At 49.3% G+C, this 20334-nt stretch carries 15 protein-coding genes; 8 read left to right on the top strand and 7 right to left on the bottom strand.

All coding sequences use genetic code 11. The features are described 5' to 3' along the window. Nucleotides 1–47: 47 nt before the first annotated feature. Both malF and malG read left to right on the top strand, forming a co-directional pair. Nucleotides 48–1622 (top strand): maltose ABC transporter permease MalF, encoded by a 1575-nt coding sequence (malF, locus tag EHW58_RS00565; protein ID WP_152793962.1) that lies wholly within the window; start codon nt 48–50, stop codon nt 1620–1622. Between the two features lie 11 nt (nt 1623–1633). Continuing rightward, nucleotides 1634–2524, top strand: a complete 891-nt coding sequence (gene malG, locus EHW58_RS00570; RefSeq protein ID WP_046075898.1) for a maltose ABC transporter permease MalG — start codon at nt 1634–1636, stop codon at nt 2522–2524. An 83-nt stretch (nt 2525–2607) separates the two neighbouring features. Here malG and EHW58_RS00575 read toward each other — a convergent pair whose 3' ends face one another. Further along, nucleotides 2608–4572, bottom strand: a complete 1965-nt coding sequence (locus EHW58_RS00575; RefSeq protein ID WP_152793964.1) for a glycogen-debranching protein — start codon at nt 4570–4572, stop codon at nt 2608–2610. A gap of 412 nt (nt 4573–4984) precedes the next feature. Here EHW58_RS00575 and lamB point away from each other — a divergent pair, with 412 nt between their 5' ends. Beyond that, nucleotides 4985–6400: a maltoporin LamB gene (lamB, locus tag EHW58_RS00580; RefSeq protein ID WP_152793966.1), complete on the top strand. Its 1416-nt coding sequence runs from the start codon at nt 4985–4987 to the stop codon at nt 6398–6400. Between the two features lie 63 nt (nt 6401–6463). Further along, nucleotides 6464–7291: a MalM family protein gene (locus EHW58_RS00585; protein ID WP_152793968.1), complete on the top strand. Its 828-nt coding sequence runs from the start codon at nt 6464–6466 to the stop codon at nt 7289–7291. A 103-nt stretch (nt 7292–7394) separates the two neighbouring features. On the opposite strand, the gene EHW58_RS00590 is transcribed toward EHW58_RS00585, so the two are convergent. Beyond that, entirely contained in the window at nt 7395–9482 is a 2088-nt protein-coding gene (locus tag EHW58_RS00590) for a methyl-accepting chemotaxis protein (protein ID WP_152793970.1), read from the bottom strand. Between the two features lie 517 nt (nt 9483–9999). Between EHW58_RS00590 and EHW58_RS00595 the strand changes: the two genes are divergently transcribed. Further along, nucleotides 10000–10332, top strand: coding sequence for a TM2 domain-containing protein (locus EHW58_RS00595; protein WP_046075895.1), 333 nt, complete (start codon nt 10000–10002; stop codon nt 10330–10332). Between the two features lie 500 nt (nt 10333–10832). Here the strand turns inward: EHW58_RS00595 and EHW58_RS00600 are convergent, their stop codons facing one another. After that, complete coding sequence (locus EHW58_RS00600) at nt 10833–11396, bottom strand: PhnA domain-containing protein (protein ID WP_077667081.1); 564 nt, start codon at nt 11394–11396, stop codon at nt 10833–10835. A gap of 185 nt (nt 11397–11581) precedes the next feature. Then, nucleotides 11582–12973, bottom strand: coding sequence for an L-cystine transporter (locus EHW58_RS00605; protein ID WP_152793972.1), 1392 nt, complete (start codon nt 12971–12973; stop codon nt 11582–11584). Between the two features lie 417 nt (nt 12974–13390). Between EHW58_RS00605 and EHW58_RS00610 the strand changes: the two genes are divergently transcribed. Beyond that, nucleotides 13391–13981: a TetR/AcrR family transcriptional regulator gene (locus tag EHW58_RS00610; RefSeq protein WP_046076083.1), complete on the top strand. Its 591-nt coding sequence runs from the start codon at nt 13391–13393 to the stop codon at nt 13979–13981. A gap of 96 nt (nt 13982–14077) precedes the next feature. Next, nucleotides 14078–14983, top strand: a complete 906-nt coding sequence (locus EHW58_RS00615) for an alpha/beta hydrolase (protein WP_152793974.1) — start codon at nt 14078–14080, stop codon at nt 14981–14983. A 25-nt stretch (nt 14984–15008) separates the two neighbouring features. Here the strand turns inward: EHW58_RS00615 and EHW58_RS00620 are convergent, their stop codons facing one another. Together EHW58_RS00620 and EHW58_RS00625 are read right to left on the bottom strand one after the other, a co-directional pair. After that, on the bottom strand, nt 15009–16361 hold the full coding sequence (locus tag EHW58_RS00620) for a TldD/PmbA family protein (protein WP_152793976.1): 1353 nt from the start codon (nt 16359–16361) through the stop codon (nt 15009–15011). After that, the gene (locus EHW58_RS00625) at nt 16358–17746 is read right to left on the bottom strand and encodes a TldD/PmbA family protein (protein ID WP_152793978.1); all 1389 of its coding nucleotides are present in this window, start codon (nt 17744–17746) and stop codon (nt 16358–16360) included. Before EHW58_RS00625 ends, EHW58_RS00620 begins: the two co-directional genes overlap by 4 nt. A gap of 213 nt (nt 17747–17959) precedes the next feature. Here EHW58_RS00625 and EHW58_RS00630 point away from each other — a divergent pair, with 213 nt between their 5' ends. After that, complete coding sequence (locus EHW58_RS00630) at nt 17960–18934, top strand: GTP-binding protein (protein WP_152793980.1); 975 nt, start codon at nt 17960–17962, stop codon at nt 18932–18934. 94 nt (nt 18935–19028) lie between these two features. On the opposite strand, the gene EHW58_RS00635 is transcribed toward EHW58_RS00630, so the two are convergent. After that, nucleotides 19029–20177 carry a fatty acid desaturase gene (locus tag EHW58_RS00635; protein ID WP_152793982.1) on the bottom strand — a complete coding sequence of 383 codons (1149 nt, stop codon included), beginning with the start codon at nt 20175–20177 and terminating at the stop codon, nt 19029–19031. Nucleotides 20178–20334 lie beyond the last annotated feature (157 nt).

Raw genomic sequence — 20334 nt, forward strand, 5'->3', positions numbered from 1 at the left:
GGGCTTGCCTCCCTGCATTTTTTAAAACTATGTGAGTAGCGTTCCTTATGCAGTCAGTCCAAGGTTCCCAAGCTATGACAACGTCAGGCTCTTCTTTGCCCAGCAGCACAAAAGCGTTCATAAAATGGGCGTTACTGGCTACTGTGGCCATCATCAATGGCTATGCCACCGTCTTGATGTATTCGCGTGGTGAAACTGCCTTTGCCCTGTTAACTGTGGTATTAACCGCACTAGCGCTGTACATTTTTGGCAGTAAAAAAACATACGCCCATCGCTATATCTATCCAGGTATCGCGGGGATGATCCTCTTCATTATTTTTCCGTTGGTTTATACCGTTGGGCTGTCATTCACCAACTATAGCGCCAAAAATCAACTCTCTTTCGAGCGTGCCCAGTCCGTATTACTCGAGCGAACCTTTCAAAGTGGCGACAGTTATCCTTTCTCGTTATATCAAACGGATCAAGGCGTTCGTATTGTGGTGGAAGGCGAAAACACACGTTTTGCCACCAAGCCATTTGAATTTGCAACACTGGCCGATGAAAACTTGTCACTTAGCCCAATTGACAGTGTTGAGGGACAAAAAGCGTCACTTCGCGATGTGATTCAAAATCGAGAGGCGCTCGGTAATCTAGATTTGCAATTGTCAGATGATCAAACCATTCGTATGAGTGGGTTACGTAAGTTCGCCGCCATTCAGCCTTTGTATAGTTTGCAAGAGGATGGTCGCACGCTGATCAATAATAAGACGGATGAGACACTCAAACCCAATGATGAGGTAGGGTATTACCAACCGGTTAATGCTTCGGGTGAGTTTGTTGACGACACGGTGTCGCCCGGTTATGTGGTGCAAATTGGCACCGATAACTTTGAGCGTGTCTGGACAGATGAGGGGATTAAAGAGCCCTTTATTGGCATCTTTATTTGGACGATTGTTTTTTCTGTACTCACCGTGGTGTTTACCCTCTTTATCGGTTTGATATTGGCGAGCTTGGTGCAGTGGGAAGAGCTGAAAGGCAAATCGATCTACCGTTTATTATTGATCCTGCCTTATGCGGTGCCAGCCTTTATTTCGATTCTGATTTTCCGCGGTTTGTTTAACCAAAGCTTTGGTGAAATCAACATGGTATTGGAAGCCCTGTTTGGCATCAGTCCGAATTGGTTCTCTGACCCGTTCTTGGCGCGGAGCATGGTGCTAACTGTCAATACCTGGCTTGGTTTCCCTTATATGATGATCCTTTGTATGGGCTTGCTTAAAGCGATCCCCGATGATCTCTACGAAGCATCCGCGATTGACGGCGCGAATTTCATTCAGAACTTCACCCGTATTACGCTGCCGATGATGATTAAACCATTAACACCGTTGCTGATTGCCGCTTTTGCTTTTAACTTCAATAACTTTGTGATGATTATGCTGTTAACAGAAGGTGGGCCAAACCGCATTGGCACCACTGAGCCGGCCGGTTATACCGACTTGCTGGTCAGCTACACCTATCGCATCGCCTTTGAAGGCAGTGGTGGTCAAGACTTTGGCTTGGCAAGTGCCATCGCCACACTGATTTTCTTGATTGTCGGCGCACTGGCGTTAATCAACCTCCGCATGACGCAGAAAAACGAGCACTGAGGGACGTAAATATGGCAATGGTACAAGGTAAATCCTTAAAATATCGCGTCTGGGCAACCCATATTGGCTTGTGCTTATTTTTGGCGCTGATCCTATTCCCGCTGTTAATGATTATTGCGATTTCATTCCGTGAAGGGAATTTCGCTACCGGGAGTTTGATCCCAAAAAATCCATCACTTGAACATTGGAAATTAGCATTGGGCTTCCCGGTGACTAATCCGGATGGCTCGGTCACGCCACCGCCGTTTCCCGTTCTATTATGGCTGTGGAATTCGGTAAAAGTGGCCGGGATCACCTCGCTGTTTATCGTGGTGCTCTCAACCACCTCGGCGTACGCTTTTGCGCGTATGCGATTTAAAGGCAAGCAAACCATCTTGAACGCGATGATGATCTTCCAGATGTTCCCGGCGGTGTTGGCATTGGTGGCTATCTACGCCTTGTTTGATAAGTTGGGGCAGTACATTCCGTTCTTGGGGCTCAACACGCACGGTGGCTTGATCTTTGCCTACTTGGGCGGGATTGCATTACACGTTTGGACCATTAAAGGTTACTTCGAGAGCATTGATGGTTCATTGGAAGAAGCCGCAGCACTGGATGGCGCCACCCCATGGCAGGCGTTTAGGCTGGTGCTGCTTCCGCTCTCCGTGCCTATCTTGGCTGTGGTTTTTATTCTGTCGTTTATCATGGCGGTAGGTGAGGTGCCAGTTGCTTCGATTCTGTTGTCGGATGTTGATTCGTATACCTTGGCGGTCGGCATGCAGCAGTACTTGTATCCGCAGAACTATCTGTGGGGCGACTTCGCGGCGGCAGCCGTGCTTTCAGCGGTACCGATCACAGGTGTTTTCTTACTCGCCCAACGTTGGTTAGTGGGTGGTTTGACGGCTGGTGGTGTGAAAGGCTAAGGCGTTACGCCCTCAGGCGAAGCAAGAGCACGAAAGTAAAGGCAGCTAACATTAGCTGCCTTTTTGATGTGGGTAATATTGGGCTACAGCCAGTCACCGTCAATGCAGACTACAAAGTGCTTGCCTGCCAATATCAGGGATGGTTCGGGTGTGGTGATAGTCGTTTCATTGGTTGCGCTGTCACAGACAATACGCCACTGATGATTTGGTGGAAGCCGTAGATTGTGCGCGGTGTCGCCGCTGTTAATGGCAATTAGCAGCGATTGACCCGCGTCAGAATGATGCGCACCGAGTGTGATCTGACAGCTGAGTGCTTGCAGGCTTGGCCATTGATGATCGTGAATAGGATCGCCATTCGGATGTCGCCACTCAATCTGATTGCGATGGCGCTGTGTGCCACTCAACGCATCAATAAAGCGCGGTATGATAGCATTGCGACGTGCAATCATGGTGGAAAGCCAGTTTGACCAAACATGATCCTGCGTTTGCCAGTTTAACCAACTGATGGGGTTGTCTTGGCAATAGGCATTGTTGTTTCCCTGTTGCGAGTGCCCTAAAACATCGGCCATTAGAATGTGCGGCGTCCCCAGAGAGAAGAGGGTGCTCGCCATCATATTCCTTTTTTGCCGAGTTCTTATCTCAATAATATCAGTATTGTTTGTGGATCCTTCAACACCATAGTTGGCGGAGCGATTATCGCCATGGCCATCTCGGTTGTTCTCGCCATTGGCGTGATTATGCCGCTTGGCATAACTGACCACATCCTGCAGGGTAAAGCCATCATGGTAGGTGATGTAGTTGATGGGCAGGTGATCCGGCCAATACGCTGCGCTGAAAAAGTCGCGTGACCCCATCAACCGCGTGGCGAAATCCTGTAGCATACCTGGCTCTCCTCGCCATAAACTGCGCGTGATGTCGCGGATTTTATCGTTACATTCGGCCCAGTTAACCGGAAATTGTCCTAGCTGATACCCATCGGGACCTATATCCCAGGGTTCCGCAATCAATTTGACCTTAGAAAGGATCGGATCTTGGGCGATGGCATGGAAAAAGGCATTGTGGGGATCAAAGATATCGCCGTCTCGCCCTAAGGTGGCGGCGAGATCGAACCGAAACCCATCCACGTGATAGTCGCTGACCCACATCCGTAAGGTGTCGAGCACCTGCTTCAGGGCAGCAGGATGGCGTATATCAATGGTATTGCCACAGCCGGTATGGTTGCGCAGCCGTTGGCCATCATGTAAGTACATGGCATGATCAAGCGCTTTATAATGAAGAATCGGCCCACCTTCTCCGCCTTCCGCCGTGTGATTAAACACCACGTCTAAAATGACTTCGATGTCGTGGCGGTGTAGTTCGCGTATTGCCGTTTTCAGCTCGTCAACCGCATTTTTCTCCGCGTAGCGTGGATCCGGAGCCATCCAAACGTATGGGTTGTAGCCCCAGTAGTTGGTTTTTTGCTGGCTGAGTAAATGCGGCTCCGGTAAGCAGGCAGTAATAGGAAGCAGTTGCAGGCAATTAATCTGATGTTGTTGATAGAACGCCAACATCGCTGGTGACACCAAGCCTAAATAACGCCCTTGCTGTGTTGGCGCGACATCTGGGTGCTGTTGAGTTAGCCCTTTAACATGGGTTTCGAAAATAACGGTGTCGCACATTGAGCGTAGGGGCGATGACACGCCTTGCCAATCAAATAGCTCATGATCGACGACTTGGCAGCGCGCAACCTGTGTGCTTTGCGATGATGTATAGGGAGGCTGATAGGTTAAAGGGCCGGTAATGGCCTGAGCATAAGGGTCAGCCACACACCAGATTTGACCATCATGTGAGACCTCAAAGCTGTATTCTTGCCCTGCAACGACATCAGCAACATCTTGTGTCCAGTAGCCACGCTTATATTCGTGCATAGCGATCCGCTGAGGTTGGTGCGCTTGATGCCACAATAGTAAATGCACGCCGTCCTGGTCTGGCGCATACAGTGTAAACCGACAGCCTGATGGGTGTAATTGCGCCCCTAATACATAAGGAGATGGGAAACATACCGACATAACTAACACCGTTAAATGAGACGAGTCGCTATTAGAGCGGTTAACTATAAATAATTCAATCTGACGTCACATTTATGATCATTGCCCCTCATGTAATAAAGTTTCATATCTCTATGAATAAAATTATTAATAGTGATCTATTCGACGTTTTGTAGGGGATAAACAAGAAACCCAGTTACCAATTACGCCTTGGTTCAGTGATCGATGTCGACAAGTTAGGATAATCCGCCTTAGCTCCTCCTTACTCCTCCTCCCCCTTCAACCACATCCCTGGATGACGCGCACTTTAGTGTGCAGGGATAGGATATTTCTAGGATAACGAAGAAAGCTAAGCCTTGGACACACTGTCTTTTTCCACTACCCACTGCCGGTGTGAAGAGACATGTATAAAAGGCACATTATGGAGTAAGGTATGAGAAAAGTAAGTTTAATTGCGGCGGCTGTCGCAGCTGCTGTCACTGCCACCTCAGCATTCGCTGTCGACTTTAATGGCTACATGCGAGCAGGGACTGGAATTAGTGCCTCCGGTAGCGGTGACTTGGCTATTAACAAAAAAGGTATTGGCCGCCTCGGTAACGAAGATGACAACTACTCTGAGTTTGGATTTTCGGAAGAGCTAAAAACCGGTGAACAAACTTGGCGAGTTGAGTCAATGATTGCGTCGGGCGCGCCTGGTGAAAGTGGCTGGGAAGATGGTGACTTTAATGTCGCTCAGTTTGCCGTAAAAGCAAAAGGCGTGTTGGCCGACAAAGATGCAACACTTTGGGCGGGTAAAACTTACTATCAACGTAAAGATATCCACATCACTGATTTCTACTTCTTGAATACATCAGGTACCGGTGGTGGTATTGAGAATCTATCCGTTGGCGACCAGAAATTGTCTTTAGCACTGATTCAAGATAACGGTTCCCAGAAACTGAAATCTGAGGGTCAGAAGCTTGTTCTTGACCAGGCTAATAGCTTTGATTTTGATGGTACAGATCAGTCACTAGAAGATCATTTAGATGATTGTGGTGACAGCGCTGAATGTACAAAGAGTGTAACGGAAGCTGCTAAGATTCAACCAGGTGCGTATAAAAGCGAGCCTCATACAACTACAACATCAGAAGATGTTAATGGCTATATTGCCGATATCCGCCTAGCCGATATCGATTTATGGTCAGATGCTAAGTTAGAACTGGCGGCAGCCTATAACTTTGGCGTTGAAAAAAGCGATCAATATCTCCAAGCAGATGATGGTCTGTTGGTCACTGGTATTGTCCACCAGGGCATGGATAATGGCTTCAACCAAACTATCCTCCAGTACGGTACCAATGGCTATGGCGCTCAAGCGGCTAACTTTTGGGGGGCTGGGACTTATTACGATCGTTCTGGCGCGCAAAACGAGGCGACAGGTTACCGTTTGATTAACTGGGGGGTCATGAACCTAGGTGAGTCTTGGGAAATGGGCCATCAATTCGCACTTCTCAAAGGTAATGATATCGGCGGTAAAGATAAAGGTGGTAATTATACCGGTGAGAACCTAGATATTGACCAATTCTCTGTTGTCGTCCGTCCAATGTACAAATGGAATAATACCATGCGTACTGTATTCGAAGCTGGCTATAATGCGGGTGAGAAAATCAATGATGACGGTAACGCGGTCGAAGACTTTGGTAACTCTAAATTGACCATTGCACAAGCATGGGCAATGGGTGACAGCTTCTGGGCACGTCCTGAAATCCGTGTATATGGTTCGTATATCTCTGACCTTGAAAACGATGACGCTTTTGGAACGGGTGAAGATAATGAACTTGTAGCTGGCGTACAGGTTGAAGCTTGGTGGTAAGCCTTTTTTAAACTGTCTTTTTTCATAGCCGACAATTGTCGGCTATTTTTTTAGGTATTTTATATGAATAAGAAAGTGTTATTTATTTCTGGGCTATTATTACTTAGTGGGTGCTCGACGATCGTGGATAACCAATATCAGATTGCACCTACGGGAGAGGCAGTGACACAGATTGAGAAAGCGAAACAACTACCGCTAGAGATGGATAAAGAGATCAAAGTAGCGGTCACCACACAAACACAAGTCCTCGATATCTATAGCATTGATAGCCCTGGCGTCATTTTCGACTTACCAATGGTAAAAAATGGACTAGCTATCAATATTGAGGCAGAAGTCAACGACAGTGTTTTTGTCCCAAGTGCTAAAGTCATTAACCAGTCTGGCGATATTCGTGCTGAGCTTGATGATGATGGGTTAGTCTATCTAAAGCCCCGTCTAGCCGATGGAAACCGTTTGCAAGGGAATATTAAAGTCCATCCACAAATTGGCGACAGTTCGCTCTATTTGGTTATTTTTACCGATAAAGATAAACTTAATGAAACGGTGGCGGTTAGCCACCCAGCGAAATTGGACGCAGAGGGGAGAGGGAATTACTTTCCGGAGGTAGGTGATATTCAAGTGTCGCGCGCGTTGACTGGCACGTTTTCGATTGAAGCAACCGCATTGGGCGCACGTAACAATGCTCAGTCTATCGTCCTGCCAGCGCTCTCCGCCACTGAACGTCCGCAACAAGAAAGCGTTAGTTTTTATCATCAGGCTATTCGGGCCGCCATTGCAGACAACGATGTCGACAAAGCAATGGGATTGCTGCGTGATGCGGAGCAATTGGGTATTACTGACGCTGACCAAGTCTTTCGTGACGCGATGAAAGCACAATTAGACAAGAAGTAATCTCACCATTTAAGCTACGTTTTACATCGCGTCTTCAACAAGACATAACCTCAAAAGGGCAACGTTGGTTGCCCTTTTTTAGTATGAGAGGTAAGGCTGGAAACTAGACCGTAAACGTATCGACCAGTTGGCGAATCGTTTTGGCCTCGTGGTTGAGGGTTTGGTTTGCGCCTTGCGCTTGCTCACTGAGTGACAAGGTTTGTTCTATGCGTTGTGACAGTGCCTGGATGTTTTCAGCCACCTGCTGAGAGACGGCACTTTGCTCTTCCGCCGCGCCTGCGGTTTGGTAATTGATATCGCCTAGCTGCTGCACCAAATCAACAATCTCGGTTAAGGTTTCCTGCACGGAAACACTCGCGTGATAACCCTCCGCCGCACCACGCTCACCTTGTTGGATGACGGCTTCAATATCGGTAAGGAGTTGGTTGAAGGTTTCAAGCGTCGATACGATTTGGTCGACAGATTTTTGTGAGTGCTGGGCCAAGGCGCGCACCTCGTCAGCGACGACCGCAAACCCTCGGCCAGCTTCACCGGCGCGTGCCGACTCAATCGCGGCATTGAGCGCTAGCAAGTTGGTTTGATCTGAAATGCCGCGAATGTCGTCGAGTAGAGAGGCAATATCGCTACCACTGGCTTTGACTTCGCTGACAAAACTGTTGGCTTTTTGCAGATCTGTGTTGGCGGTTTGGTTACGTGCCACATTGTTAGCCACATTCTCCATGCATTGATTCAGCGATGAAACCACTGCGGTATTTTTCTCTTTTGAGGCTTCAGAGTTGGTTGCCACATCTTTTGAGGTCGCGGTCAGTTGCTCCATTGCCGTCGCGGCTTGGTGTAATGTCTCGGTATTATCAGACAGGGCTTGGTGAGCATCGGTGATGGCGTTATTGGCGGTCGTTGATGTGTCGGACAAACGTCCACCTGCTTGTTGAATTTGTCCCACCATCGATTGCAGCGCATCCAACATGTGATTGACTGAGTGTTTAATACGATCAATCTCTGTCTTACCATTAACCGACAAGCGCTGCGTTAAATCGCCACCACCTTGGGCTATCGCTTGAATCGATTGCTCGACGCTACTCAACGGTGCTAATTGACGTTTGATAACGATTTGAATGATCACAAAGGCCAGCAAAAGGACGAGGCCACTCACCCAATATATGGTGTTTTGAATATCGCTTTCGGCGTCTGTCATCATTTGATTCAGCTGTGTGACGGGGGCCATCGCGGCCTGCTTGGGGGTCACAATCATCACTGACCACGTCTGAGACATATTGCCAAATTCGATCGGTTGCGACACATAAAAGTGCGAATCGGTTTGTTTGAATTGGCTTTTATGGCTTTGCTTTTGAAGCTTGGCAAGAGAGTGATACGCGGGAGAGGATAGTTTGGAGACCGCGGCACCATGCTGGACTTGTTGATCGGTGCTAGCAACGATTCGGCCATTTTGACTGACAACAAACAGCTTAGCGTTACTATCAGCACGTTTAGCCAGAATGGACTGGATTTGTGCTGTAGTCAGTGTACTCCCCACCATGGCAACGGTTTTATCGAAACGGAAAACGGGGGTTGTCACATCAAACACCGTTTGGGTTTTGCCATTAATCTCAGCGGTTCTCGGGTCGGTGATACAATCTTTTTGTGTGCTCACCGGGCATTGATACCAAGGGTTAGTTTCAGAGAAATTTTGCGCGGCGGTAAGGCGCATTTCCCCGCTCTCATCTACCGACACAGACGGCACATAGCGTCCATCAGCAGCGCTTGTTGGGTCGCCGTAGTAAAAAGCATCGGCGCCTAACACGTTTTTTTGCCACTCGGTGTAGATGTTGTGCCATTCAGGTTGGCGTTTCAAAATCGAATACATGATCCGAGGTATATCATCTCGGTCGAGGATCCGTGCTGACTTATTCTTTTCCGCTTCGGAGGTATAAATCTGGGCGATAGTCCGCACCGTATCGAGGGGAGAGGCAATATACGCATGGATCTCCTCGCTAATCGCTGTCGCGCGATTTTGCATCTTAATCACCTGATCACGCTTTACGTTTTCAGTGACCTGGGATGACATTGCTGACTGACTGCTATTCAGCGTTGACAAGGAAACGGCACTCACTGCTCCAAGACCGATCAGTACGATGGACGAGGCAGCTAAGCTTATCCGTTGACTTATAGAAAGGGTACGCAACTTTTTCATAATCACTATCCGCACAAAGAAAACCGCACAAAGAAATACTCTGAGTCGTCGAGTGGCGAGACAATGGCGTCGTGCGAAGAGTGATGGCACAACCGGTAGCGCGCCGACAGGGACGATAAGTGACACTAGTGTTACTTAATTAAGAAAAGGGCACATCCTCCTTAACTAAGTGGTCTTAGGGAGGAAATAAAACTCGCAAGACTCTTTTATTCCCCGCATGATCTGTCGCATATTTTTTAATGAGCAATCACGAGTAACTAGGGGCAAGTTCTCAATTCTTATAAGTTAAACAGACGCTAAAAAGCATTAGTTCACATTTTGCCAATTTGTTTGAGGGGCGTAGAGAGGGGGCGTAGGTTATATCTTTCCGGTCAACATCGCTAAATAACTCCTAGGAACTTGCGACACGAGAGTTATGGGGTCAATGTCTAAAAAAGCGAACAAAAAGTTGAGGCTGACTTAACTTTTCTGGTATTCACACTCAGTCGAATTTTTACTGTGTAAATAAGGAAGGGACATGACAGATACAGCACCTGCACCAGAGAAAGACTTGAAGAGTTTTAAACCCAAAAATAGAATAATTGCACTAATTCTAGGCATGTTTTTAGGGTTTGTCGGCGCAGATAGATTCTATCTAGGTAAACCTGGTTCTGGGTTACTGAAAGCCTGCACGTTGGGTGGCTTTGGTTTATGGTGGTTTATTGATAATGCATTACTAATGGTTGACTTAATGGGTCATAGTCTAGGCAAAGATACCGGTATTGTTAAAGATGGTAATGGCAATGAGCTACAATTCGGTTTTTCGATGTACCGTTTCAAAGACGGGAAGCTAGAGCGCGATTGGAAATAGGGATAGCGAATATAAATTGCTTCACGTTTGCATAAAGGTGGGGGAATTGATACGGCAGCCTTTTAAAGAACGTCTCCAATGTAGGCTCCCTCTAAAAAGAGGGAGTTATCGGGTTTTATCTGTTCGGGAATGCTTTCTCGCCCATTCGCCCCTTTTTTATTACTTATTGGCGAGCAAACCTATCCAACGCTTGCTCCGCACTCATGGGTTTGAAGAAATAGAAACCTTGAATTTCATCGACATGTCACATGGGCAGCATGCGTCATTTGCGTAATTGAGAGGCGGTTTCTACGCCTACTGCTGCGGCTGTCAGTCAAAAGAGGAAGGTGGCGAGTGCCATGGTTTGAAAATAGGCGAAGGATTGCCAATGATCAATCTATTTGGTTTCACGGTGAGGAAGGCGTAACGTTTTACAGTGTAAACTGTGCGGAAGCGTGATTAACGCGGCGCCGCCAGGACGCCGCTTGTGGGCTAAGATGACCCATCAATTGCTTTGAGGCTCATTTACGGCGACAGAACTCCGCAATCACAAACAGGGTTTGGCCGTTTACTTTTCCTTGCACGTGGGTAGGGTCGTCGGTCAAGTTAATGCCGCGTATCACCGTGCCTTGTTTGATCACTTGGCTTGAGCCTTTAACGGGCAAATCTTTAATCACGGTCACGTCGTCGCCTTTTTGCAGTGCCACGCCGTTAGCGTCCAATACTTTGACTTCTTCGATATCTTGACCGGTTTCTGCCCACTTACGGACATCGTCTTCCATATACATCATATCAAGATTATCTTGCGCCCAACTTTCGCTAGAAAGACGAGAGAGCTGGCGGTAGGCAACTACCTGTACCGCAGGCTCTTGGCTCCACATACTATCGTTCAGGCAGCGCCAGTGGTTCACATCCATATTGTCTGGGTGTTGAAGTTGGTCGTGACACGTGCTGCAAACCAATACGCAACTGTTCGCTGTGGTGTCGGGCGAGTACGGGACTTCATACACAGATAAGTTGTCTGGGCTGGTGCAGAGTTCACATTGGCCGCCACTGCGCGCCTGAAGCGTTTGTTCAATACTCATTGATTATCTCACGGTTGGCAGGGGATCCCTGCAGTTACAGTGCCGCAGAGTGTAATCGCTGAAATAATTTCTTACAAGTTGTAAGGGATTAGGTCATCGCATGACGTTGCTTTATGTAGGCTCAGTACGAACACAAAAATGCCACGCATGGGCGTGGCATGGGTAACGTTTATTGTTTTCAATAATTAGGCATTTGCCGTGTCTTGCTTCACCACTTCATGGTGATCGAAGATGGTCTTATCTTGGCCACCGGTCAATCGAGAGGTGAGGGTACCGGCCGTCATTGAGCCGCTCACGTTCACAGCGGTACGACCCATATCGATTAATGGTTCGATAGAAATCAACAGACCCGCTAGCGCGACTGGCATATCTAGTGCCGAGAGTACAATCAGTGCCGCAAAGGTCGCGCCGCCGCCCACACCGGCAATACCGAATGAACTGACAGTGACAATCGCAACCAAGGTGGCGATAAAGCCCGGATCGAGTGGATTAATGCCAATGGTAGGCGCAATCATGACCGCCAGCATAGCTGGATACAAGCCGGCACAGCCATTTTGACCCATGGTGGCACCGAATGACGCTGAGAAATTGGCGCTGGCCGGATCGTTACCCAAGTTCTTCATTTGCGAATCGATATTGAGCGGAATCGTGGCCGCACTTGAGCGAGACGTAAAGGCAAACGTCAGCACAGGGAGCACTTTTTTCAGATATTGAATTGGGCTCATACCGACAAGGCCAATCAATACCAAGTGCATGACTAGGATGGCACCTAAGCCTACATAAGAGGCGGCAACAAAGTTGGCAAGTTCAAGAATTTCACTTACGTTTGAGCCAGCTACCACTTTGCTCATCAAAGCCAAAATACCGTAGGGAGTGAGGCCGATGATCATTCTAACCAGCGTACGCACTAATTCTTGAGCCACATCCATAAAGCGCTGAAAACGCTCGCCAAGTTCAGGTTGAGTGCGCGACAATGTGACACCAGCGATGCCTACGAGCGCAGAGAAAATCACCACAGCGATAGTCGAGGTTGGACGGCTACCGGCTAAATCTGCAAATGGGTTTTGTGGGAAGAAAGAGATAACCATATCGGCCAATGATAAGTCTTCGACCGAGCCCAAGCGCTGCTCCAAGGCGGCACCACGCGCCATCTCTCGCGCACCTTGTACGATATCTTGCGCAGACAACCCAAACAGGTTGCTGACGAGTACACCAATGAGCGCAGACGCGGCGGTGGTGGCCAGCAAAATACCGATATTCAAGCTGGAAATTTTGCCCAGTGAGCCTGAGTCTTTCACTTTCAAAATCGCGCCAATAATCGACACCGTAATTAACGGCATGATGATCATCTTGAGCAGGCTGACGTAGCCTGAGCCGACGATATTGATATAGTTGATGGTTTCGCGCGTGATCGCGCCGTCAGCACCGTATAACGCTTGCAGCGCCGCACCGAAAGCAACTCCCAAGCCTAGGCCTGTAAACACACGTGTGGATAAGGATTTTTGTTGCTTGTGCAATTTGACAAGCACCGCCAGCAACAGCGTAAAAGCGATCAGATTTAAAAGGATAACTGTCATAGTCGGCGTTCCAATCTAGAGAATTATAATGACGTGAAGCTCTAACCCCGTTAAATGTATTCAAGGATTAGCGATTGCTTGGCATCATATGCCGGAAGGTGCATGCAATGAAGACCTATGTCACATTCTTGCTAGATAAAAAAAGCACTTATTAAAACCAAAAAGAATATGGCGCAAAATTTCAGCAATGTTTGCTGAGTCAGTGTGCAATAGCATGAAAGGTCTACCAATGTTGGAGGCGATGACACGGTTGGAGCGAATCTCAATTGGATAAAAACGAACGTTCGTACTATAAATGAAGGCATCGTTGGGTTAAAGTGAACCGACTGCGCCACTGTTAGCAATAGATAGTGGCGTATCAACTCGGCTGCTTTGAGGGAGAGTGTCATGGCCGTTTCCGTAGACTCAACATACTCGCTGTCTAAGCGCGAGCAAACGAGATTGCGTATTCTCGAAGCCGCGTTTGAAGCTGCCAGTGTATATGGGTTGGAGAGCTTAACGATAGGTAGTTTGGCGCGCGACGTGCAAATGTCAAAAAGTGGTCTCTTTGCGCATTTTAATTCGCGAGAAAACTTGCAGATCGCCGTGGTCCATTTTGCGGGCGATTGCTTTGTCGAGCGGGTGATCACCCCCAGTCGTGAAGCGGACCACGCGAGTATTGAGGCCAAATTGCAACACTTACTGCGTAATTGGATGGGTTGGCATCAGCACTTTCAGGGTCAGTGCTTGTTCTTAGATGCGTGGCATGAGCAGCGCGCGAGCAATGATCCCATCCATCAGGCGTTGCAGCGTGTTACTCGCCAGTGGCTCGATTACCTGGCCGCGCAATTTGAAAAGGGCAAACAAGCCGGAGAGTTTCGTGCCGATCTCGATACGTGGCAAGCTGTTTATCAGTTATATGGGCACTATTTGAGTAGCCAGTTATTTCTGCGTTTGTCACTTGAATCGCCGGAAGGAACACGCTTTTGGCATGGTGTCGAGCAGTTGCTCGCGCAAAGTCGCCGCTAATTTTCCCAATAAGATGAAGAGGGTGTCGGTATTGAAAACAACGACACTTTTCAGTGTAAAAACGAACATTCGTTCGATTTTAAGGATTCAATGACCATGAGTAAAAAAGTGTATTTTTCAACGCTGGGTCGCTTTAGCGCCAAACGCACGCTCGTGGGGGCGGTGAGCCGTTGTCATCACCGCTTGGCACCTCGACATGCTAGAAAAGTGGCGCGTAAGCTGTTTCTCACACCAACGCGCAGTCCAATGGTGAACGCAGAGCCTGAAGGTTTAGTGCGCTCTCAAGTGCAAAGCCAAGCAGGGGTCTTGCAAATGTATAGTTTGGGGGCGGGGCCAACTTGGCTGCTGACGCATGGCTGGTCTGGATCCGCCAGCCAGTTTTTCCCTCTGATGGCGCACATTGCCTCATTGGGCTTTCGTGCGGTGGCATTCGATCATCCCGCACATGGACAGAGTGAGGGGAATGAGAGCCATATTCCCGGTTTTGTACAGGCAATCAATGATGTATTAGATCAAGTCGATAATGTCTCTGGGGTGATTGCGCACAGTATGGGCGCAGCCGCGGTGTTGGAAAGCGAACACCCCCAGGTGGATGATTTACCGCTCTTTTTGGTCGCACCTGTGCTGAATTATCGCGAGAATTTATACGCCACGGTCCGTAAATCGGGGTATTCACTGAAGCTGTTTGATGAAATTGTCCGAGAAGTGGGTGATCAACATGGTTATCCGATCGAGACCATTGAGCCGCTCGAAAAATTGTCGCGTCGCCGTCATCCGGTGGTGATTGCCCACGATAAAAATGATCGTTTTGCTTCCTTTACCGTCACCGAAAAAGCCACTGACTACCCACATGTGACTGTGCTAGCCACCGAAGGGTTGGGGCACGGGCGTATTCTGACCAGTGACGTCGCCATGCAGGCATTCACCGATTTGGCGGCAAAGATGAATCCTGCGGTACACAGTGTGGAAGCACAAACCGAGAATAAAAAGGCATCAGCCTAAACCGATGCCTTTAGAGGATGCGCCGTTATTCACCCGCGATGGATAAGCGGGCGAAGCGGATGCGTGGCGCAAAGAAAGCGCCATCATAGTTGGGTAAAACGGTATTGCCGATGGCATCTATCTCATTGAGCATGGTATAGAAATTGCCGGCGACTGTGATCCCGCGAACCGGACGAACCCGTTTCCCATTTCGGCAGACAAACCCACTTGCACCGAAAGAGAAGTCGCCACTGATGGCATTCGCGCCTGAATGCACACCTTGCAGTGACACCAACTCGAGATATTCACCCGCATGCACGTCTGCATCACTGTGTTTACCTGCGGCAATCACATCATGACGAGAGGTAACATCCAAACCGCCCTTAGGACTGCGGCCCGCGTTCGCCGTATGGGGAACACCAAAATGCTGTGCTGTGGCGCTGTTGTGTAAAAAGCCGACTAAGACGCCGTTTTCAATCAAAGGCGTGTCGGCGGTGGCAAAGCCTTCGTTATCAAAGGTTTTAATACGCATCCCGCCATCAAGTCTTGCCACATCGGTGATGGTGAGCGCCGTATCTGCAACGGACTTGCCGACTTTTTCACGCCACGGGTTAGTCCCGCGCATAGCGGCATCGCCGGAGAAGCAGCTGCCAAAGGCGCCCAGCAATTCGCTGAGACAATCATGCTCAAAAATCACCGGATACGAACCGGTTTTCACTGGGCCCCCCTCGAGCAAGGCGTCAGCGGTTTGGTAGGCCAGTTGAGTGGCATGGGCGCGATCAAGGTCAACAAAGCGGCGTGACACTGAGGCGCCGAGATGCATCGCTTGCTTACCGTCGTGATTGAGCAGTGCTGCGGTATAGCAACTAAAGCTACGCTCACTGTGATAGCAGCGTGTGCCTAGAGTATTAGCAAGCAACTGATATTGGGTTTGCTCACTGTACCCATTGTAGGGCGCCCCCGTTGCGCGGGGTTGGCTGACCACATCTTGCTCAAGGGCCAGCGCCAACGCGATCTTGTCTTCAATCGGGGTGTTATCTGCTTGTAGCAAGCTGGGATCTTGCTGATCAATTTGCTGCCCTTCAGCGCGAATTTGCTGATCCGGGTCGGCTTTGGTAAAGCTTGCGTTGGTGAGTGCGGCGTTCACCATGCTGGCAAGACTGTCGCTATCTAGCGATTCTGAATAGCTGGTGGCGACTTGATCCCCTTTGATCACTCGCACACCAATCACTTGACCGGCGGTGACTTTGTGCTCGGAGAGATCGCCTTGGTCGGCTTTGAGTGACAAGCTTTCGCTGGCATTGGCAATCACGTCTGCTTGCGCACCTTGCTGTTTCACCAAGCTGAGGACCTGATCGACGGCATCGCTTAGGGTTGCTTTAATGGTTTGCTCACTCATGCGTTACCGCCTCCTACTAGGATGTTATCGACTTTCAATGCAGGTTGGCCCACGGTGGTGGGGACAGCGCCGCTCACCGAACCGCACATGCCGGCGGCGAGGGCAAGATCTTTGCCGACCATGCTGATTTCTTTAAGCACCTTAGGTCCCGTACTGATTAAGGTGGCAGATTTGAGTGGCACAGTGATCTTACCGTCTTCGACCAAGTAAGCTTCTTGGACCGCAAAGTTAAACTCGCCGGTGCCGGGTTGTACTGAGCCGCCCCCCATCTTTTTGGCGTAGATGCCACGCTCCATGGAGCCAATCATGGCGTCTAAGCTGTCGTTGCCGGGCTCAATAAAGGTGTTTCGCATCCGCGAGGTCGGTGCGAATTTATAAGACTCACGTCGGCCAGAGCCGGTGCGGGCATAACCGGTTTTCAGGCTACCCATGTGATCGACCATAAAGGAGGTGAGCTTACCGTCTTTGATCAACTGGGTATGCTGGGTTTCCATGCCTTCATCATCGATATTGATTGAGCCCCACGCATTCGCCAAGGTGCCATCGTCCACCGCGCTCACTACAGGGCTGGCAATCATTTCGCCCATTTGGTCATGGAAGACGGAAGCCTTTTTAGCAACCGAGGTGGTTTCTAACAAGTGGCCACAGGCTTCGTGGAAAATTACCCCACCAAAACCGTTGCCAATCACTACAGGCATTTCGCCTGATGGACAGGCTTGGGCACCGAGTTTAATCAGCGCTTGTCGTGCCACACGCTCGCCCAGCGCAACCGGATCGATATCCTGATGGAACTCCCAGCCTGTGAGTGCACCGGGGGCATCAAAGCCCGTTGACTGTTCTTCACCGTTAGTTGCGACCGCTGTAGCGGCAATACGCGTGTAGTGGCGGGTATCTGTGACATGCAGGCCGTGAGAGTTAAAAATCTCGACCTGTTGCTCACGTTGGCCGACACGACCAATAATTTGCGCGATTTTATCGCTCTCGGCACGAATACGCGCATCCACTTGGCGTAAGAACGCCACCTTATCGGCCACATGTTGATCTGCCGATAACGGCTCAGACACCGGATGTTTGTCATTTAAATGGGACAAATTAAGTGGACCAGCGGTGGCGATTTGATCGCGCTTATCACGCGCGCACAGCAAGCTGGTGACTTTTTTCAATTGTTCTTCATCGCGGCTGTTGGTGTAGCCATAAAGCACTTTGTGGCCGAAAAACAACCGGATACCAATACCAAAATCAATCCCTGAGCTCACTTTATCCACCTCACCAGACAACAGCTCCACGTTGCCTGAGTGATGGCGTTCGACAAAGAGTTCGGCGAAATCCGCGCCTAAAAACAGGGCATGGTCAATCACCGACTTTGCCGTTGATGGATTCAGCATACTTCCTCCTAAAGAAGTGTGTTAGCGAACCTTTTATTTTACCAAGCTTTTATGCGTAATGATCACCACTTGCAGTGAGTGCATGATATTTCATCATTTTTTGTGCTACTCACTGAGCTGCATATGGCTGGTTCAATGTGCTTTACCAAAAGGCGACGAATGTGGCGCAATCCGTTACACTGCGCTGATGCAGATAACAAGCAGGATAAAGCAATGAGTCAGTTCGCAGCCAACATTATCACTGGGTTTCTTGGCGTGGGGAAAACCACGGCGATTCGTCATTTACTCGCGAATAAACCCGAGCATGAGCGTTGGGCTATCTTGGTGAACGAGTTTGGTGAGGTGGGTGTCGATGGCGCTATCCTCTCTGAACAAGGTGCGTTGGTAAAGGAAGTGCCGGGAGGATGCATGTGTTGTGTGGCCGGCCTACCCATGACGGTGGGGCTAAATACCTTGCTTGCCGAGAAGCCGGATCGAATTTTGATTGAGCCGACGGGACTCGGTCATCCCAAAGATATTATCGGTAAGCTGACTCAGCCGCCTTTCGATACTTCTTTGTCGCTGGGCGCGACCATTACTTTGGTGGATCCGCGTTGTATTGATGATGTGCGCTATCGTGAAAATCAAAACTTTCATGATCAAATCGCGCTCGCGGATGTGGTAGTGGCCAATAAGCTTGACCAGTGTAGCGAGGCGCAAATCGCCACCTTTTATGATTATGTCACCGCGTTTGATGGCGAGAAAAGCTTGGTAACCGGTGTTGAACAAGGGGCTCTCGAGACCGCGTGGCTTGCGTTACCGCGTCACGCTCGTCAAGCGCACTATCATCACCACCACAACGATGCCGAGCCCATGACTACATTAGCGCTGGGCACGGACGATACCTTTACCCGCAAAGAAAACCAAGGGCAGGGCTATGTCAGCTGCGGTTGGTTGTTTGCCGCGCACTGTTGTTTTCCGTTTGATGCCTTGTACGGTCTATTGAGCAACATCAACGCTCAACGGATTAAAGCGGTGGTCAATACAGACGAGGGTTTTTACGCGTTTAACGTCGCTAATCAGGTGGTTACCGTGACGCCTATGTCGATTGAACAGGCCGAGTCGCGCATCGAAGTGATCGATACCGACGCCTTACCGTGGGATGAGCTGGAGTCGATCCTGCTTTCTTTTCTGACCCCGTCCCAATAAATGGCATAAACAGAGCTTGTCAGCGGCGCGTCCGTGCCCGCTAAAAAAACCGGCCCAAGTGGCCGGTTTGGTGTGTGTCGCGTGCTCGTCGCGTCTAGCTAGCATATTTGGCGGTAAGCACCTGCCAGCTGCGTTTTTGTTGCTGAAAACGCACCTTTAAATCTTGGTATTGCTGGGTTAGCTCGGCGTTTTCGACTTTTTCGCGCAGCTTGTCACGCTCGAGCGCTAACAGCTGTTTTTTCAGTGTGTAGTAGTCCGCCATTTTGGCGACCAAGGCATCATACTCTTGTTGCAAGATTTGCAGACGATGCGACGCGTGTGGCTTGTCACTAAGCTGTTGCGTGATACGCTGCAATTGCATGGTCGCACGCGCCTTTTCAATCTTCTCTTCGGGGGTTACGCGCAGTTTTTCGGCCAGGCCCAACCAAGATGCGGTTTTGATCAGCCATTTAGTCGGATCAAACTGCCACCAGCGAATGCCATTGCGGTAGTCGTTCTCAAAGATATGGTGAAAGTTGTGGTAGCCCTCGCCAAAGGTCATCAAGGCGAGCACGCCATTATCCCGCGCGGTGTTTTTATCGGTATAAGGCTGGCTGCCCCACACATGCGCCAACGAGTTAATGAAAAAGGTGGTGTGGTGGCTTAGCACTAATCGAGTAAAGCCGACCAGTAAGATAGCGCCCCAAAGATCGCCATGGAGCAAACCAAACGCGATAGGGAAGCCAAAGTTGGTTGCCAGTGTCAGCGCAAGGTAGTGCTTGTGTTGCCACATCACGATCTTATCTTTTTGCAGATCGCGACAGTTGCTGTAATCGCCATAGCGGTTGGGATGGTATTCGCGCAGCATCCAGCCAAGGTGTGAGAACCAAAAGCCGCGCTTGGCCGAGTAAGGATCAACATCGTTGTCATCGACATGGCGGTGGTGAATGCGGTGATCTGATGACCAATGAAGTGCACTGTTTTGCAGCGCAAATGCCCCACCAATGGCGAAGATAAAGCGTAGAGCCGGATGAGCCTGATAGGTTTTGTGAGCCCACAACCGGTGATAGCCGGCGGTGATCGACAGGCCACAAAAGCTGAATGCGACGATCAGCGCAGTGATCTGCATCCAATCAAAACCATGGTGCCATGCCCATAGTGGCGTTCCTATCACCGCAATCAAAAAAGTGAGGGTAAACACGCTAATATTTAACCAGATTAAGCGTGGTTTCTGAGGGGGAGAGGTTGAAGCCTTGGTATCCATAACTCGTTATCTTTATTTAAGCGTACACTTGTACGCTAGAATAGGTGCGTGTTACCGCTTGGTCAAGTCCTCACTGTCGCCTTTGCGCGCAAAAATGTTTCAGGGTTTGTCGTGACTTGCCAAGTTAATGGAAGCACTATATTTTTTTAAATTAGCT

Source organism: Salinivibrio sp. VYel1 (genome assembly GCF_009377945.1).
Classification (GTDB): domain Bacteria; phylum Pseudomonadota; class Gammaproteobacteria; order Enterobacterales; family Vibrionaceae; genus Salinivibrio; species Salinivibrio siamensis.

Excerpts from the sequence above, each read along its gene's own strand:
- EHW58_RS00595 (WP_046075895.1), top strand. The coding sequence starts at position 10,000 with ATGACAGATACAGCACCTGCACCAGAGAAAGACTTGAAGAGTTTTAAA.
- EHW58_RS00620 (WP_152793976.1), bottom strand. The coding sequence starts at position 16,361 with ATGAGTGAGCAAACCATTAAAGCAACCCTAAGCGATGCCGTCGATCAG.
- malG (WP_046075898.1), top strand. The coding sequence starts at position 1,634 with ATGGCAATGGTACAAGGTAAATCCTTAAAATATCGCGTCTGGGCAACC.
- EHW58_RS00630 (WP_152793980.1), top strand. The coding sequence starts at position 17,960 with ATGAGTCAGTTCGCAGCCAACATTATCACTGGGTTTCTTGGCGTGGGG.
- EHW58_RS00590 (WP_152793970.1), bottom strand. The coding sequence starts at position 9,482 with ATGAAAAAGTTGCGTACCCTTTCTATAAGTCAACGGATAAGCTTAGCT.
- EHW58_RS00635 (WP_152793982.1), bottom strand. The coding sequence starts at position 20,177 with ATGGATACCAAGGCTTCAACCTCTCCCCCTCAGAAACCACGCTTAATC.
- EHW58_RS00600 (WP_077667081.1), bottom strand. The coding sequence starts at position 11,396 with ATGAGTATTGAACAAACGCTTCAGGCGCGCAGTGGCGGCCAATGTGAA.
- EHW58_RS00575 (WP_152793964.1), bottom strand. The coding sequence starts at position 4,572 with ATGTCGGTATGTTTCCCATCTCCTTATGTATTAGGGGCGCAATTACAC.
- EHW58_RS00615 (WP_152793974.1), top strand. The coding sequence starts at position 14,078 with ATGAGTAAAAAAGTGTATTTTTCAACGCTGGGTCGCTTTAGCGCCAAA.
- EHW58_RS00605 (WP_152793972.1), bottom strand. The coding sequence starts at position 12,973 with ATGACAGTTATCCTTTTAAATCTGATCGCTTTTACGCTGTTGCTGGCG.
- EHW58_RS00585 (WP_152793968.1), top strand. The coding sequence starts at position 6,464 with ATGAATAAGAAAGTGTTATTTATTTCTGGGCTATTATTACTTAGTGGG.
- EHW58_RS00625 (WP_152793978.1), bottom strand. The coding sequence starts at position 17,746 with ATGCTGAATCCATCAACGGCAAAGTCGGTGATTGACCATGCCCTGTTT.
- lamB (WP_152793966.1), top strand. The coding sequence starts at position 4,985 with ATGAGAAAAGTAAGTTTAATTGCGGCGGCTGTCGCAGCTGCTGTCACT.
- malF (WP_152793962.1), top strand. The coding sequence starts at position 48 with ATGCAGTCAGTCCAAGGTTCCCAAGCTATGACAACGTCAGGCTCTTCT.